At 71.5% G+C, this 15,452-nt stretch carries 10 protein-coding genes and 1 pseudogene; 1 reads left to right on the forward strand and 10 read right to left on the reverse strand.

What is annotated here, in order from left to right:
* Positions 1–3 precede the first annotated feature (3 nt).
* From narH to VZF99_RS00705, 7 genes are all read right to left on the reverse strand, one after another.
* Positions 4–1,659, reverse strand: a complete 1,656-nt coding sequence (gene narH / locus VZF99_RS00675) for a nitrate reductase subunit beta (RefSeq protein WP_067715004.1) — start codon at positions 1,657–1,659, stop codon at positions 4–6.
* Complete coding sequence (locus tag VZF99_RS00680; RefSeq protein WP_407335438.1) at positions 1,659–5,432, reverse strand: nitrate reductase subunit alpha; 3,774 nt, start codon at positions 5,430–5,432, stop codon at positions 1,659–1,661. Before VZF99_RS00680 ends, narH begins: the two co-directional genes overlap by 1 nt.
* On the reverse strand, positions 5,429–6,706 hold the full coding sequence (locus VZF99_RS00685) for a nitrate/nitrite transporter (protein WP_407335439.1): 1,278 nt from the start codon (positions 6,704–6,706) through the stop codon (positions 5,429–5,431). The genes VZF99_RS00680 and VZF99_RS00685 overlap by 4 nt, the downstream gene beginning before the upstream one ends.
* A gap of 233 nt (positions 6,707–6,939) precedes the next feature.
* Positions 6,940–8,217, reverse strand: a complete 1,278-nt coding sequence (locus tag VZF99_RS00690) for a globin domain-containing protein (protein WP_185952042.1) — start codon at positions 8,215–8,217, stop codon at positions 6,940–6,942.
* An 87-nt stretch (positions 8,218–8,304) separates the two neighbouring features.
* Entirely contained in the window at positions 8,305–8,769 is a 465-nt protein-coding gene (locus VZF99_RS00695) for an RrF2 family transcriptional regulator (RefSeq protein WP_407335440.1), read from the reverse strand.
* A 123-nt stretch (positions 8,770–8,892) separates the two neighbouring features.
* The gene (locus VZF99_RS00700; RefSeq protein ID WP_407335441.1) at positions 8,893–10,677 is read right to left on the reverse strand and encodes an NTP transferase domain-containing protein; all 1,785 of its coding nucleotides are present in this window, start codon (positions 10,675–10,677) and stop codon (positions 8,893–8,895) included.
* Positions 10,674–11,261 (reverse strand): TetR/AcrR family transcriptional regulator, encoded by a 588-nt coding sequence (locus VZF99_RS00705; RefSeq protein ID WP_253002960.1) that lies wholly within the window; start codon positions 11,259–11,261, stop codon positions 10,674–10,676. Before VZF99_RS00705 ends, VZF99_RS00700 begins: the two co-directional genes overlap by 4 nt.
* An 80-nt stretch (positions 11,262–11,341) precedes the next feature.
* Between VZF99_RS00705 and VZF99_RS00710 the strand changes: the two genes are divergently transcribed.
* Positions 11,342–12,964, forward strand: coding sequence for an MFS transporter (locus tag VZF99_RS00710; RefSeq protein ID WP_244294177.1), 1,623 nt, complete (start codon positions 11,342–11,344; stop codon positions 12,962–12,964).
* Here the strand turns inward: VZF99_RS00710 and VZF99_RS00715 are convergent.
* The 3 genes and pseudogenes from VZF99_RS00715 to VZF99_RS00725 all read right to left on the reverse strand — a co-directional run bounded on the left by VZF99_RS00715 (position 12,942) and on the right by VZF99_RS00725 (position 15,402).
* Positions 12,942–13,261 (reverse strand): annotated as a pseudogene (locus VZF99_RS00715) (rhodanese-like domain-containing protein). The gene VZF99_RS00710 and the pseudogene VZF99_RS00715 sit on opposite strands and share 23 nt — an antisense overlap.
* A 49-nt stretch (positions 13,262–13,310) precedes the next feature.
* Entirely contained in the window at positions 13,311–14,132 is an 822-nt protein-coding gene (fdhD, locus tag VZF99_RS00720) for a formate dehydrogenase accessory sulfurtransferase FdhD (RefSeq protein WP_154829495.1), read from the reverse strand.
* On the reverse strand, positions 14,080–15,402 hold the full coding sequence (locus VZF99_RS00725) for a glycosyltransferase 87 family protein (protein ID WP_407335442.1): 1,323 nt from the start codon (positions 15,400–15,402) through the stop codon (positions 14,080–14,082). The genes fdhD and VZF99_RS00725 overlap by 53 nt, the downstream gene beginning before the upstream one ends.
* Between the last annotated feature and the right edge of the window lie 50 nt (positions 15,403–15,452).

Raw genomic sequence — 15,452 nt, forward strand, 5'->3', positions numbered from 1 at the left:
GCGTCAGTCCTTGCTTCCGGGGAACAGGCCGCCCGTGCCGAGACCGTCCCAGTTGAGGAGGTTGACCCTTCTGGACTTGTCGCCCGGGGAGGCGATGGTGTCCGAGGTCTGCCTCTGCTTGAGGGCGTGGAAGCTCTCGACGGCGATCGGCAGGGCCTGGTCGCCCGAGCCCTCACCGAACGGCCCGGACTCGCCCATCATCCCGGGCCCGCCCTCGTAGTCGAGGCTGCACTCGGTGGCCAGTTCCTCCAGCGAGTGGGCCTGTTCCTGGTGGGCGGTGGGGATCACGTAGCGCTCGTCGTAGTGGGCCAGGGCCAGGAGTCGGTACATGTCGTAGACGTCCTCCTCGGTCATCCCGACGGCGTCGCAGATCTCCGCACGGGGTTCGCGGCCGAGGTTGATGTCACGCATGTAGGTGCGCATCGCGGCCAGTCGGTTGAGCACCACCTGGATGGCGTCCACGTCACCCGCGGTGAACAGCTCCGCGAGGTACTCCATGGGAATGCGCATGGTGTCGATGGCGCCGAAGAGGGTGTCGGCGTCCTCGCCGTCACCACCGTCCGCGGCGACCCGGTCGACGATGGGCGACAGCGGCGGGACGTACCAGACCATCGGCATGGTGCGGTACTCCGGATGCAGCGGCAGGGCCACCTCGAACCGGGAGATGAGCTGCCAGATCGGCGACCGCTGGGCGCCCTCGATCCAGTCGTCCGGGATGCCGGCCTCGCGGGCCGCGGCGACCACCTCGGGATCGTTCGGGTCGAGGAAGCACGAGCGCTGCGCGGCGAGCAGCTTGTGCTCGTCCGGCTCGGAGGCCGCCTCGAGCACCCTGTCGGCGTCGTAGAGGATGAGTCCGATGTACCGCAGGCGTCCCACGCACGTCTCCGAGCACACGGTGGGGATGCCCACCTCGACGCGGGGGAAGCAGAACGTACATTTCTCGGCCTTGCCCGTGCGGTGGTTGAAGTACACCTTCTTGTACGGGCATCCGGTCACGCACTGGCGCCAGCCGCGGCAGCGGTCCTGGTCCACCAGGACGATGCCGTCCTCGACCCGCTTGTACATCGCGCCCGACGGGCAGGAGGACACGCACGACGGGTTGAGGCAGTGCTCGCAGATGCGCGGCAGGTAGAACATGAAGGTCTCGGAGAACTCCGCCTTGATCTCCTCGCTCACCTTGGCCAGGATCGGGTCGTCCTTCAGGTGGGTGGGGGAACCGCCCAGGTCGTCGTCCCAGTTGGCGGACCACGAGATCTTCATCGGCTTGCCGCTGATGAGCGAGTAGGGCCGGGCTACCGGCGTGTGCTCCTGCAGGGGCGAGGACACGAGCGTGTCGTAGTCGTACGTCCACGGCTCGTAGTAGTCGTCGATCGACGGCATCGTGGGGCTGGAGAAGATCTGGAGCAGCTTCTTCATCCGCCCGCCGGCCTTGAGCCTGAGCTGGCCGTTCTTGCCGAGTTCCCAGCCGCCCTTCCACCGCTCCTGGTCCTCGTATGTCCGGGGATACCCCTGCCCGGGTCGGGTCTCGACGTTGTTCCACCACATGTACTCGGTGCCGGACCGGTTGGTCCACGCCTGCTTGCAGGTCACCGAGCAGGTGTGGCAGCCGATGCACTTGTCCAGGTTCATCACCATGGACATCTGGGCCATGACGCGCATCAGTACTGCACCTCCTGGGAGCGACGGCGGATGACCGTCACCTCGTCACGTTGGTTTCCGGTGGGGCCGATGTAGTTGAACGCGTAACTGAAGTGCGCGTACCCGCCGATGAGATGGCTCGGTTTGATGAGGATGCGGGTTGCCGAGTTGTGGATACCGCCGCGCTTGCCCGACGCCTCCGCGATCGGCACGTCGACCACGCGGTCCTGCGCGTGGTGCATGTAGACCGTTCCGGCCGGCATGCGGTGGGAGACGATGGCGCGGGCGACGACGACGCCGTTGCGGTTGACCGCCTCGATCCAGTCGTTGTCCACGACGCCGATGAGCTCGGCGTCCTCCTTGCTGATCCAGATGGTCGGCCCGCCGCGGGACAGGCTGAGCATGAGGAGGTTGTCCTGGTACTCCGAGTGGATCGACCACTTGTTGTGCGGGGTGAGGTAGCGGACGGTCAGCGCCGCGCCGCCGGACCCGTCATCCGAGCCGAGGACGGGCTCGCCGTAGAGCTGGTGCATGTTGAGCGGCGGCCGGTACACCGGCAGTTGCTCGCCCATCTCGGCCATCCAGTCGTGGTCCATGAAGAACTGCATCCGCCCGGTGAGCGTGTGCCACGGCTTGAGCCGCTCGACGTTGATGACGAACGCGCTGTACCGCCGGCCGCCGTGCTCGGACCCCGACCACTCGGGGGACGTGATGACCGGCTGGGGCCGGGACTGGGTGTCCGCGAAGGTGATGCGCTTGCCCTCCTCGCCCCGCGACAGGTCCGCCAGCTCGCGGCCGGTCCGGGCCTCGAGCTGCTCGAACCCCTGCGTCGCCAGCCGTCCGTTGGTCGTCCCGGACAGGGTGAGGATCGCCTCGCACATCCGGATGTCGGTGTCGAGCCGCGGTCGACCCTTCCCGACGCCCTTGCGGGTCTCGCCGTTGGCCTTGAGCAGGACCCCGATCTCCTTGTCGGGTTTGAGCATGAGTCCCTTGACGGGCATGCCGACCTTCTCCGCGAGCGGGCCGAGCGACCCGAACTTCTCCCCGAGCAGGCGGTAGTCGCGCTCGACCGCGGTGATCTTGGGGAAGTTCTTCCCCGGGACGGGCTCACACGAGCCGTCCTTCCAGTCCGAGACCGTGCCGCCCGGATTGGCGAGCGCGTCCGGGGTGTCGTGCCCCAGGGGCGTCGCCACCACATCGGTCCGGATGTCGAGGTGACCGTGGCTGAGCTCGGAGACCTTATCGGCGAGGAGGCGGAACGTCTCGAAGTCCGTCTTGGTCTCCCACGGCGGGTTGATGGCGGCGTTGAACGAGTGCACGAAGGGGTGCATGTCCGTCGACGACAGGTCGTGCTTCTCGTACCAGGTGGCCGCGGGGAACACCAGGTCGGAGAACAGGGTCGTGGACGTCATCCGGAAGTCGAGGGTGGTGAGCAGGTCCAGCTTGCCGTCCTCGGCGTCCTCCCGCCACACCATGTCCCGCCCGCGGTGGCCCTCGGGGGCCTGGTCGGCGCGCAGTGACGAGTCGGTGCCCAGCAGGTGCTGGAGGAAGTACTCGTCACCCTTGGCCGACGACCCGAGCAGGTTGGAGCGCCACACGGTGAGCACCTTGGGCGCGTTGCCGGGGCCGTCCGGGTCCTCGGCGGCGAACCGCAGTGACCCGTCCTTGATCCGGCCCACCACGTGATCGGCCGCCGGCACCCCGGCGTCGGCGGCCTCCGCGCCCAGGTCCAGCGGGTTGGCGTCGAAGGTCGGGTAGGAAGGCATCCAGCCCAGCCGGGCCGACATCGCGACGAGGTCCGGGGTGCTCATGCCGGCGAAGCGGTTCTCGCCGGTGGCGGCGGTCAGGACGTCGGCCCCGTAGGAGTCGTACTTCCACTGTCCGGTGTGCAGGTAGAAGAAGGCGGTGGCGATCATCTGCCGGGGCGGGCGCGACCAGTCCAGGCCCATTCCCACTTGCTGGAACCCGGTCAGCGGCCGTACCTTCTCCTGCCCGACGTAGTGGGCCCAGCCGCCACCGTTGACACCCTGCGTCCCGGTGAGGATGGTCAGCGCCAGGAAGGCCCGGTAGATGACGTCGGAGTGGAACCAGTGATTGGTGCCGGCGCCCATGAGGATCATGGACCGGCCGCCGGACTCGAGGGCGTTGCGGGCGAACTCGCGACCGATCCGTTCGGCCTGGGCGGCCGGCACGCCGGTGTGCTGCTCCTGCCACGCCGGGGTGTAGGGCTCGAGGTCGTCGTAACCGCTCGGCCAGCTGCCCGGCAGGCCTTCGCGGCCCACGCCGAACTGCGCCATCATCAGGTCCAGGACGGTGGTGACGCGCAGGTCCTCGCCGTCGTCACCCCTCACCGTCCGGTAGGGCACCCCGCGGGTGATGGTCCCGGCGTCGCCACGCACGGTGTCGAAGCGCGGCAGGACGACCTCGGCGGTGCCCTCCAGGGTGTCGAGCAGGCTCAACGCGGGGTCGATGTCACGCAGGTCGAGGTTCCAGTTCCCGGCGCCCTGCTCGCCGAACCGGTCGCCCAGGGTGCCGTTCGGCACCACCGGGCGCCCGGTCACGGCGTCCATGAGGACGGTCTTGTTCGCGGCGTTCTCACCCGGGTCCGCCTCGAGCACGCCGTCGGCGAGCATGTCCGCCGTGACGAACTTGTGCGGGACCACCGACCCGTCCCCGCGCGTGCGCAGGGTGACGAGGAACGGCAGATCCGTGTACTTCTTGGCGTACGACTCGAACTCCGGCGTGGACCGGCGCGCGTAGAACTCGGTGAGCACTACGTGCACCATCGCCATCGCGAGGGCACCGTCGGTGCCGGGGTGCGGGTGCAGCCACTCGTCGGCGAACTTGGTGTTGTCCGCGTAGTCGGGGGAGACCACCACCACCTTCTGGCCCCGGTAGCGGGCCTCGGTCATGAAGTGGGCGTCCGGGGTGCGCGTGACGGGGACGTTGGAGCCCCACATGATGAGGTAGGACGAGTTGAACCAGTCCGCGGACTCTGGGACGTCGGTCTGGTCGCCGAACACCTGGGGCGAGGCCACGGGCAGGTCCGCGTACCAGTCGTAGAACGACAGCATGGATCCGCCGAACAACTCGATGAAGCGGGAGCCGGCGCCGAACGAGGCCATGGACATCGCCGGGATGGGCGAGAACCCGGCGACCCGGTCCGGGCCGGAGGTCTTGGCCGTGTAGACGTGGGCGGCGGCGGCGATCTCCATCGCGTCCTCCCACCGGCAGCGCACCAGTCCGCCGTGGCCGCGGGCCCGCTTGTAGTAGGCGGTCTTCTCATGGTCCTCGACGATCGAGGCCCACGCGTCCACCGGGTCGGAGTGCTCCGCGCGGGCCGCGCGCCACAGCTCCATCAACCGGCCACGGATGTAGGGGTAGCGCACGCGGGTGGGGGAGTAGGTGTACCAGGAGAAGGCGGCGCCGCGCGGGCAGCCGCGGGGCTCGTAGCCGGGCATGTCGTCGCCGATGTCCGGGTAGTCGGTCTGCTGCGACTCCCAGGTGATGATCCCCTCCTTGACGTACACCTTCCACGAGCACGAGCCCGTGCAGTTGACGCCGTGCGTGGAGCGGACGACCTTGTCGTGACTCCAGCGGTCGCGGTAGAACACGTCCGACTCCCGCCCGCCGGAGTGCGTGACGGTCCGCAGGTCGTCGGAGGCCTCCCCCCGGCGGAAGAACCGGCCGGCCCGCAGCAGGGCATCGGAGGCGGGGCCGTCCATCCGACCGGACCCGGTGCCGCGGCCCTCCGGCGTCGGCGAGGCGGGGCGGGGGGAGTCGATGCTGGTCATGCCGGGGTCCTTTCCGTGGCGGCGGGCTCACTGCGACGGGTACGGAGGAACCACAGCCAGGTGAGGGCGGCGGTGGCGATCGAGAGGACGAAGAGCAGGAGCAGCCCGACGCGGTAGTTGCCGTGGGCGGTCCAGAAGTAGCCGAGCAGCAGCGGGGGGACGAAGCCGCCGAGGCCTCCGACGGCACCGACGATGCCGGTGACCGACCCGACCGCGGTTGGCTCGACCAGTTCGGCCACCAGGGCGAACACGGCGCCGGAGGCGGTGCCCAGCGACGCGGCCATGAACAGGAAGACCGCCGTCCCGACGGGGTAGAAGGTGCCGGCATCCGCGCTGACGAGCGGCATGCGCTCCGTCGCGGCGGCGGCCATCAACCCGGTGACGGTGTAGCTCACGATGAGCACCCAGGCGCCGGGGAACCTGTCGGCCAGCGCGCCGCCGAGGGGTCGGGAGGCCACCGCGATCACCACGAACACGGCGGTCCGCAGGGCCGCGTCCTCCGTCTCCAACTCGTAGAAGTTGTGCAGGTACGTGGGCAGATAGACGGAGAACGCCACGAACCCGCCGAAGCCCATCGCGTAGAGCCAGGCCAGTTTGAGGGTGACGGGACGGGCGAGGGTCCTGGCCGCCTTGACCACCCAGTTTCCCTGGGCGGGCGTCCAGGTCGGCGAGTTCTTCAGGAGCATCCGGGCGACGACCGCGTACACGGCCAGCAGGATCGCGACCAGGACGAACGGCGCCTGGTCGCCGAACGCCTCGCGGAGCCGCAGGGTCGTGAACGCGGCGATGGCCGTGCCGCCCATTCCGGCGCCGAAGATGCCGATCGCCGTGCCGCGCCGGTTCGGCGGGAACCAGGAGTTGACGGTGGGGACGCCGACGGCGAACGAGGTGCCGCCGATGCCCAGGAAGAATCCGCCGATGAGCAGGACGGTCAGGCTGTTGTCGACGAACCCGACGAACAGGGTGGGGAGGATCGTCAGCGCGGCGATCAGCGGGAACATCGTGCGGCCGCCGAGGCGGTCGGTGAGCGCGCCGACGGGGATCCGGCCGAGTGACCCGACCACGACCGGCAACGCCACGACGAGCGATTGTTGGAACGACGTCAGTCCCAACTGGTCCTTGTATGTCGCGCCCAGCGGTCCCATCAGGGCCCACGCCCAGAAGGTGAGAAGGAATCCCGAGAAGCACAGGGCCAGTGCGAGGTTCGCTTTCCCCGGGTCGGGGACGACAGGGGGCCCCGCATCGCGGGTCGCGGAATCTGGTGCTGAGGACACCATGGGTCCTTTCGCGTCGGCTCTCGCTGCGTCGGATCTGTGTTTTGTCTCGCTGCGCCGGGCCAGTTCGAGGGGCAACCGCCCGGACCCCCAGTGTCTGCCAGATCGCGGCGAGCGTCCGCGAGTTCGTCCACACGCCCACGAGTTGTTACAGGTCAAATACACTCCGCGACGCGCCTTTCGGGGCTGCGCGTGGGCCCGGACGGAGGCCATCCGGGCCCACGCCGGCGGGACTACACCAGCCAGTCGTTCGGGGCGAACAACTCCGCGTGGAGCCGCTCGGCGGGCACGCCGGCCTCGAGGAACTGCGGGCGCAGTGACTGGAGGAAGCCGGTCGACCCGCAGAGGAAGACGTGCGCCCCCTCGGGGAGTTCGACCGTCGCCAGGTCCATGAATCCCCGGTGGACCGCGCCCGGGCCGGCGACGGTGTCCGCCCCCTGCTCGTACCAGGTGTGCACCTCGGCGTCGGCGAGCAGCGAGGACTCGCCCGCGACCTCCTCGGCGAGGACGTGGTCGGCCGGCGAGCGGTCGGCGTGCAGGACGAGCACGCGACGGGTGTCCTCCGTCGCCGACAGGTGGGCGACCATCCCGAGCATCGGGGTGATGCCGATCCCGGCCGAGCAGAGGACCACGGGCGCGGCGTCCTGGTCCCGGCCGATCCCGGCGGCGTCCAGGACGAGGTCGCCGAACGGGAGGGTGACCTGGATCGTGGTGCCGACCTCGGCGTGGGCGTGCAGCCAGCCCGAGACCTCGCCGGCGGGGCAGCCGAGCCCGCCCCGGACCTCGGCGTCGACCCGGCGGACACCGATGCGCCACGTGCCGTCGCCCGGTGCCGTCGACAGGGAGTACTGACGCAGCTGGCGCGCGCCGTCGGGCAGGACCACGCCGACGGAGGTGTACTGGCCCGGACGGAAGTCGGGCAGCGGCTCGCCGTCCGGACCACCGAGGGTGATCACGGTGACCGAGTCCGTCACGTCCTCCCGGGAGATCACGGTGGCGGTGCGGAAGACGTCCCCCGGTTCCACCTGCGCCTCGGCGTAGAGGGCCTTCTCGAAGTCCACCAGGACGGCGGCCATGATCCAGTAGACCTCGTCCCACGCCGCCGCGACCTCCGGGGTGATCGCCTCGCCCAGGACCTCCACGATCGCGCCGAAGAGGTAGTCGTGGACCACCTGGTATTGGTCGGGGGTGATGCCGAGGCTCGCGTGCTTGTGCCCGATCCGGGAGAGCATGTCGACCGGGCTGCGGCCGTCCACCAGCAGGGAGGCGAACGTCGCGATCGACGCCGCGAGCGCGCGCTGCTGGGCGCCCAGCTTCTGGTTGCCGCGGTTGAAGGTGTCGCGGAGGAGTTCGGGATTGTCGGCGAACATCGTCCGGTAGAAGACGGGCGTGATCTCGTCGATGTGGGCGCCGATGACCGGCAGGGTCGCGCGGACGACGGCGGCGTGCTCCTCGGACAGCTCGCGGGGGTGCGCGAGGATCGACTCCAGGGTGGTGAGCGACGTGGTCATGGGGATCTCCTTCTCGGGGCGTGACGGGGTGGCCCGGGCACCGTGGGGGCCGGACTGTGGGGTGGGGGTGTTGCGGGGTGGGGGTGGTCAGGACCCCGGGCCGGGGTCCGGCCGTGGGGCGGTGGCGAGGCTGAGTGACACCTGGCGGGTGGGTGCCCGGACGATGCCCTCGACGGTGAGGGGGTCGAGGGCGGCGAAGAACGCCTCGCGGGCGCCGACGAGAGCTCGTCGCAGACCGCAGTTCCCGGCGAGCGGGCAGGGCGTCGGGCCCTCACACTGGACGACCTCGCCGGGGCCCTCCAGTTCGCGCAGCAATGACCCGACCGACTCGTGTCGGCCCGCCTCGGTGATGACGAGCCCCCCACCCCGGCCGCGCCGGGACTCGGCGAGGCCGAGGTCGACGAGACGGGAGACGATCTTGGCCACGTGGGAGGTCGAGGCGTTCACCGACTCCGCGATCGCCGCGGCGGTCATGCGGTCGCCACGCTCGTCGGCGACGGCGAGCCGCATGAGGGCGCGGAGCGCGAGATCGGAGGACCGGGACAGCTGCACAACGCCGAGCGTGCCATATTGCGAGCTGGCCGGGTGCATTTGACGTCGGTGATCTCAAATACCTTCTGAACTGGTCATTTGTGGTCGCCCTCCGACCTGCGGCAACACCCGATCGCGGACCGGTCAGATCCAGTCGATGATTTCCACGAGGTCGTCGGCCTCGGCCCCGGCCCCGGCGCCGGGTCCCCCGCTCTCGGGCACCACGGCCAGGGCGGGCGCGCCCGCCAGATCCGCCAGGTGCGCGGTGCGCACGCGGCCGGCCAGGTGCCAGCCGCCGGCGCCGTCCGGTCGGGCGGGCAGGATCCGCGAGCGGCCCGGGGTGGCCAGGTCGGCCAGTCCGTGGACGCGCCCCAGCATCGGTGTGCGCTGGCGTCCGGTGAGGGCGTCGACCAGCGCCCGGCCCGTGGTCGCCGCCGCGGACACCGCCGCCAGCGGATTACCCGGTAGCCCCAGCAGGATGCGCCCGTCGGCGAGGACGGCCACGAGTTGCGACCCTCCCGGGCGGACACGGACCCCGTCGAGGACGATCCGCGCGCCCGCGCGCGCCAGGGCCGGGCGCAGCAGATCGGCCACGCCGCGGCCGGTGGCGCCCACCAGCACCACCACGTCGCCGGCCGCCGCGTCCGCGGACCCGGGGCCGCCGCCGAGCAGCGCGTCGACCGCGTCCGGGGTGTCCGCGCAGTGCCCGGGCGGGCCGACGCCGGCGAACCCCGCCCGCGCCAGGACCCCGCCGAGCAGCGGGCCCACTGTGTCGCGGATCCGGCCCGGCGGAAGCGGCGCGGGCGTGTCGGCGGGCAGGACCTCGTCACCGGTCGTGACCACCGCCGCGCGTACCGGCCCCCGGACCCGTGCGGCCATCACCCCCGCGGACAGGGCCGCGGAGGCCAGCGCCGCGTCGAGCACCGCCCCCGCCGGGGCCAGTTCGTGACCGACCGGCCAGTCCTCGCCGACGGGGCGGAGGTCGTTCACCCCGTCGCCCCCCGGCAGTGCGGTGACCACCGGGGGGCCGGTGCGGGCCGGGGTCACCGTCACCAGTTCGTGCCGCAGCACGCGATCGCAGCCGGCGGGGGCCAGGGCGCCGGTCGCGATGGGCGCCGCCGTGCCGGGGGTCAGCGTCGCCGACGAGCCGTCCCCGGCGCGGCGGGCGGCGCCGGTCAGTCGCCACGGGCCGGGCCCGGCCAGCGCGTAACCGTCCATCGCCGACACCGGCCCCCGCGGCATCGGGTCCGCGGCGACCAGCGGTGAGGCGAGTACCGCGCCGACGGCTGCCAGGGGCGGGCGCACGTCCGCCGGCAGCGGGGTGAGCCCGGCGCGCAGGACCGCCCCCACCTGTGGGAGCGCGACCGGTCCGTGTCCGGCCAGGTCGGCCCACGTGTCCACGTCGCGTGCGGGGTTGCCGACGGGGACGCGGACGACCTCCTCGTCGTCGTACAGGGCCCGTACCGGTCGCCCGCCCACGCCGCCGTCGGCCTCCAGGGCGGCCAGGCGCGCGGCGAGGGCGCGGCGGTCCCACGCGGCGAGGAGGTACTGGTCGTGCCCGGCGACGTCGACGGCGAGTGCCGCGCCGGGGGCGTGGGTGGTGGCGGCGGGCCGGAGCGCGGCGAGGAGGGCGCGGAGGGTGGCGGCGTCGAGGTCCGGCAGGTCACAGGCGACGACGACGACGAGGTCGACCGACGGCGGGAGCGCCCGCAGTCCCGCGGCGATCCCGGCGACGGGTCCCGAGTGGGGCGGATCCTCGCGGGTGTCGCCCCCGGGGCCCACGGTGCGGACGGGGCCCGCCACCGCCCGGGCGGCGCCGAGCACCGCCTCGACCATCGGCCGACCCGCCACCGCCAGTCGCGCCTTGTCGACCCCGCCGAGGCGACTCGCGCGACCCCCGGTGAGGACGACCGCGCCGACGGTGGTCACGTCTCACCGGCCGTCCGGCCGCGGAGGAAGTCGTCGACCAGGCGTTCCACGTCCCGCGGTGTGAAGGGTCGCAGGCCGATCATGCGGGCGAGGACGACGGGACCGGCCAACTGGGCCACGGCGAGGTCGCGGTCGCCTGGGACGAGGGTGCCGTCGGTCTCGGCGGCGGACAGGACCTCGTGCAGAGGGGCGGCATAGGAGTCCACCACGCTCCGGCGGAGCCTGCCCACCTCGTCGTCATCGGAGGCGGACCGGCCCATCGCCAGCCAGCCGATCATCGACTGCTGCATCGGCGCGTTCTGGATGAGCGTGGTGATCGACGTGCAGAGGTGGACGAGGCGGTCGCGCACCGGGAGGTCGGCCGACGGCGACTCCGGGGTGGGCAGCAGCCGCTGGAACGCCGCCGCGATGAGGGAATCGGTCGAGGGGAAATTCCGGTACAACGTGGTCCGGGCGACTCCCGATGCCCGCGTGACCGCCTCCACGGTCACCGCGGCCGCCCCGCCTGAGAGCAGGAGCGACGACGCCGCGTCGAGCAACTTGCCGCGGGATCGGGCGCGGCGGGGGTCGGTGGTGGAGGTCATGTATCCCATTGTGGCCCGCCACACGGGCGGTCGTGCGTTACGGTGTCGGACAGGAAGCGATACCGCCGGTATCGTTTTCCGTGACGACCCCGGGAGGGCCCGTGCTCGAACTGTCCCCAGGACGGCGCCGCTGGCTGCTGTTCATCAACATCGTCGCGGTGTCCCTGGTGGTGGCCACCATGTCCGCGCTCTACACCTCGCTGCCCGACATCGCCGTGGCGATCGGGGCCACCCAGGCCGAGCTCACCTGGATCGTGGACTCGTACACGCTCGCGCTGGCCGCTCTCGTCCTCACCGCCGGGGCTCTCGGCGACCGCTTCGGACGCCGCGCGACTCTCATCGTCGGGTTGGCGCTGTTCACCGTGTCCTCGGTACTGCCGCTGTGGCTCGACTCTCCGCTGTGGCTCATCCTCCTGCGGGCGATCGCGGGGATCGGGGCCGCGTTCGTCATGCCGTCCACCCTGTCGCTGCTCACCGCCAGCTTCCCGCCGGAGCGGCGCGGTACGGCCGTGGGGACCTGGGCCGGGTTCGCGGGGGTCGGCGGCATCGTGGGCCTTCTCGGATCCGGACTGATGCTGCAGGTGTGGTCCTGGAAATCGATCTTCATCGTGAACTCCGCGGTGGGCGTCCTGGTGCTGATCGCCGCGTTCACGATCGCCGAGTCCGTCGCCTCGAGGCACGGCAGACCGGACGTCGCCGGGTCGGTGCTCTCCGCCCTCGCCGTGGGAGGCGTGGTGTTCGGGCTCATCGAGGGGACGCACGCCGGTTTCGCCCAACCCCTCGTGGTCATCGCGCTCGTCACCTCCGCGCTCAGCATCGTCGGCTTCGTCCTCGTCGAGCTGCGCGCCCCCGACCCGCTGCTCGACGTCCGCTACTTCCGGCGCCGCGGGTTCTCCGCCGGGTCGATCTCCGTCGCGATGCAGTTCCTCACGATCTTCGGGTTCTTCCTGCTCATCGTGCAGTACCTCCAGCTGGTCAAGGGGTACGACGCGCTCGGTGCCGCGATGGCATTGGCGCCGATGGTGGTGCCCGTGTTGGTCCTGTCACTACTCGCGCCGAAGCTCACCCGTGCCGTCGGGCTGCGGGTCATGTCTGTCGTGGGCGTCGGTGCGATCGCGGTCGGTATGGTCCTGCTCTCGCGGCTCGGCGTCGACTCCGGGTACTGGGACGTCCTGTGGCCCCTGTTCATCGCCGCCTCCGGACTGGGACTGTCGACCGCGCCCGCGACCTCGGCGATCGTGTCGGACATCCCCATCGACGAGCAGGGGGTCGCGGCCGCCGTCAACGACGCCATGCGCGAGATCGGGGCCGCCATCGGCATCGCGATCGGCGGCAGTATCCTCGCCGGCCGGTACGCCGCCGACATCACCGGGCTGCTGCCGTCGGTGCCCGAGGCCGGCCGTGCCGCGGTGGAGGGTTCCTTCGCCGGTGCCGTCGAGTTCGGGGCGGCGGCCGGACCGGCTGCCCGGCCGGTGGTGGACGCGGCCGCGGAGGTCTTCACCGCCGGCCTCTCCGATGCCCTGCTCGCGCTCGGCCTCGTCGCGGCCGGTGCCGCGCTGCTCCTGCTGTTCATCGCGCCGGGCCGCGGGTATGTCGCGGCCGGGGACGCCGACCCCGAACCCGGCGCCGTCCCGGCCCCGGACGCGGGCCCGGGTTACACCGTGACCGGATCGCAGGGGGTCACGACGCGTCCGGACCGGTGACCACGGGTCGTCTGCTCGCGGCCCAGGCCCTGGTCCCTCCGTCGACGCTGACGGCCGGAATGCCCCGGGCCTCCAGCGCCCGGCAGGCGGACCTGCTGCGATTGCCGGACGCGCAGATCACGAAGACGGTGGTCCCCTTGGGCGCGACATCCGGGGCGGAAGCGACGTCGCCCAGGGGATCAGGCGCGCGCCGGGGACGTGACCCGCGATGTACTCGTGGGGCTCGCGGACATCGATGAGCGGGGCGCCCTCCTGGTGGTGGGAGGCGAAGGTGTCTATGTCAGTCGTGGAAGCCATGCCTGAAAAATACCCTGGTGGGTATTTAGTTCGCCAGGGTTGGGGTGAGTCAGTCGCGGATGCGTTCGGGGTGGGTGTAGATGGTGGCGCGGTCGACCCGGCTGAAGGCGGCCAGGGTCACGCCGGTTTCCGCGGCGAGGTCCACCGCCAGCGATGACGGCGCGCTCACCGCGGACAGGAGCGGGATCCCCGCCATCGACGCCTTCTGCACGAGCTCGAACGAGGCCCGGCCGGAGACCTGCAGGATGGCCCCGCGCAGCGGCAATCGCCCCTCGCGCAACGCCCAGCCGACCACCTTGTCCACCGCGTTGTGTCGCCCCACGTCCTCACGCAGGCACAGCAGTTCTCCGGTGGCAGTGAACAACCCCGCCGCGTGGACGCCCCCCGTCTTGTCGAAGACCCGCTGGTGCTCGCGGAGTCGGTCGGGCAGGGACAGCAGGACCGCGGGATCGATGAGCGGCTCCGCCGGCTCGGCCGGGAAGTGGGTCGAGCGCCGGACCTCGTCGATCGAGTCCACGCCGCACACGCCGCAGGCGCTGCTCATGGTGGACGCCCGCGCGGAGCGGGGCTCCGGGATGTCCGGTGACAGGGTCACGGTGAGGGTGTTGTAGTCCTGTTCGGTCCGTCCGCTGACGGTGGTGCAGTAGCAGATCTCGGGCAGGTGCTCGCGGTTCCAGACGGCGCCCTCGGAGACCAGGTGGCCCGCCGCCAGGTCCATGTCGTCGCCCGGCGTCCGCATGGTCACGACGAACGGCTGGCCGCCGACCCTGATCTCGAGTGGTTCCTCGACGGCGAGCGTCGCCACCTCTCGCCTGACGTCACCCGCGGCGACGATCCTGCGCGCCGGGTGACGAGTCGTCCGCCGTCCCATAGTCGCGCAGCCTAGCGCCGTCCGGGCCGGCGCGTAGGAGCAGGAGGGCGGCGAGCCCCACCGCGGCCAACCAGGTCAGCGGGTAGGCGTTGGTGATCACGGTGTAGATGACCGGCGGGATGTCGCCGCCGAGCATGAACAGGCCCATCGCCACCCAGCGGTCGTCCGGGAAGTTCGGGTCGGGGAAGCTCTGCACCCAGTTCGCGGTGGCCGCCCAGAGCAGCGCCGGCAGCAGCCAGAGATACCAGCGCCGGGCGGCGATCGCGTAGTGCACGGTCAGCACGAGTAGCGGGACGAACCACACCCAGTGGTGGCCCCAGGAGAACGGCGAGACCATGGTCATCGTCAGTCCGGCCAACGTCAGGGCGAGGAGCTGGTGTCCGGCGCGATGGGCCAGCGCGGCGACGCCCAGGCCGACGGCCGCCACCACAGCGGCCCCGAGCAGCCACGCCCAGGTGGGCGCCATCTCCGTGCCGGCGAGACGGGCCATGGCACCCCGCAGGGACTGGTTGGCCAACATGGCGTCGTGCCCGATCCGCTGGGACTCGAACAGGGTCCCCGACCAGTAGCCCGCGGCGTCGCGGGGGATCAGCACGAAGCCGAGGGCGACGGTGCCGCCGAACGCCGCCCCGGAGACGACGGCCATCCGCCAGCGTCCGGTGAGGACCCAGTGCGCCCAGAAGAACGCCGGGGTGAGTTTGATGCCCGCGGCCAGGCCCGAACCGATCCCCGCCCACCGGCGGCCCGACCTCCAGGCGAGGTGGTCGGCCAGGACCAGGACCAGGAGGAGGATGTTGATCTGGCCCAACCACACGGTGGTCCGCACCGGCTCGGTGGACAGGGCGATGAGCGCGAGACACAGCGAGACCTGGGCGGTGACGCGGTCCGGGCGGTAGTCCAGCGCGCGCAGGCACATCCGGACCGCGAGGTAGAGCAGGACGAGGGTCAGCGCGAGCCACGCCGCCTCCATGAGCCGCGGGGTCACCAGGTCCAGAGGGGCGAACAGCAGCGCCGAGAACGGCGGGTAGGTGAACGGCATCTCCGGGTAGAAGCGCCCGGAGTCGTCACCCGAGAGCAGTCCGTCGTACAACGGGATCGAGTTCAGGACGGCGCTGCCGCCCCAGCGGTAGACGTTGACGTCGAGGAAGTTCCCGGTGATGCCCCACCACGGGGTCCGCTCGTCGGGCGCCCGCAGCACCATGACCACCGAGGCGAGGGCCAGCAGCGCCAGCGGGGCGCGCAGCCAGTAGGTAGTCGGAAGCGTCCGCACAGCCGGAAAGCCTAGTCCGTCGACGAGAAGACCGTTCCGCACGCCGTCAC

The sequence above is a fragment of the Dietzia kunjamensis genome (genome assembly GCF_045689975.1).
Taxonomy (GTDB): domain Bacteria; phylum Actinomycetota; class Actinomycetes; order Mycobacteriales; family Mycobacteriaceae; genus Dietzia; species Dietzia kunjamensis.

What these genes read in the sequence shown, in the direction of transcription:
- fdhD (WP_154829495.1), bottom strand. Translation starts at nt 14,132, where the DNA reads ATGGGACGGCGGACGACTCGTCACCCGGCGCGCAGGATCGTCGCCGCG.
- VZF99_RS00680 (WP_407335438.1), bottom strand. Translation starts at nt 5,432, where the DNA reads ATGACCAGCATCGACTCCCCCCGCCCCGCCTCGCCGACGCCGGAGGGC.
- VZF99_RS00690 (WP_185952042.1), bottom strand. Translation starts at nt 8,217, where the DNA reads ATGACCACGTCGCTCACCACCCTGGAGTCGATCCTCGCGCACCCCCGC.
- narH (WP_067715004.1), bottom strand. Translation starts at nt 1,659, where the DNA reads ATGCGCGTCATGGCCCAGATGTCCATGGTGATGAACCTGGACAAGTGC.
- VZF99_RS00705 (WP_253002960.1), bottom strand. Translation starts at nt 11,261, where the DNA reads ATGACCTCCACCACCGACCCCCGCCGCGCCCGATCCCGCGGCAAGTTG.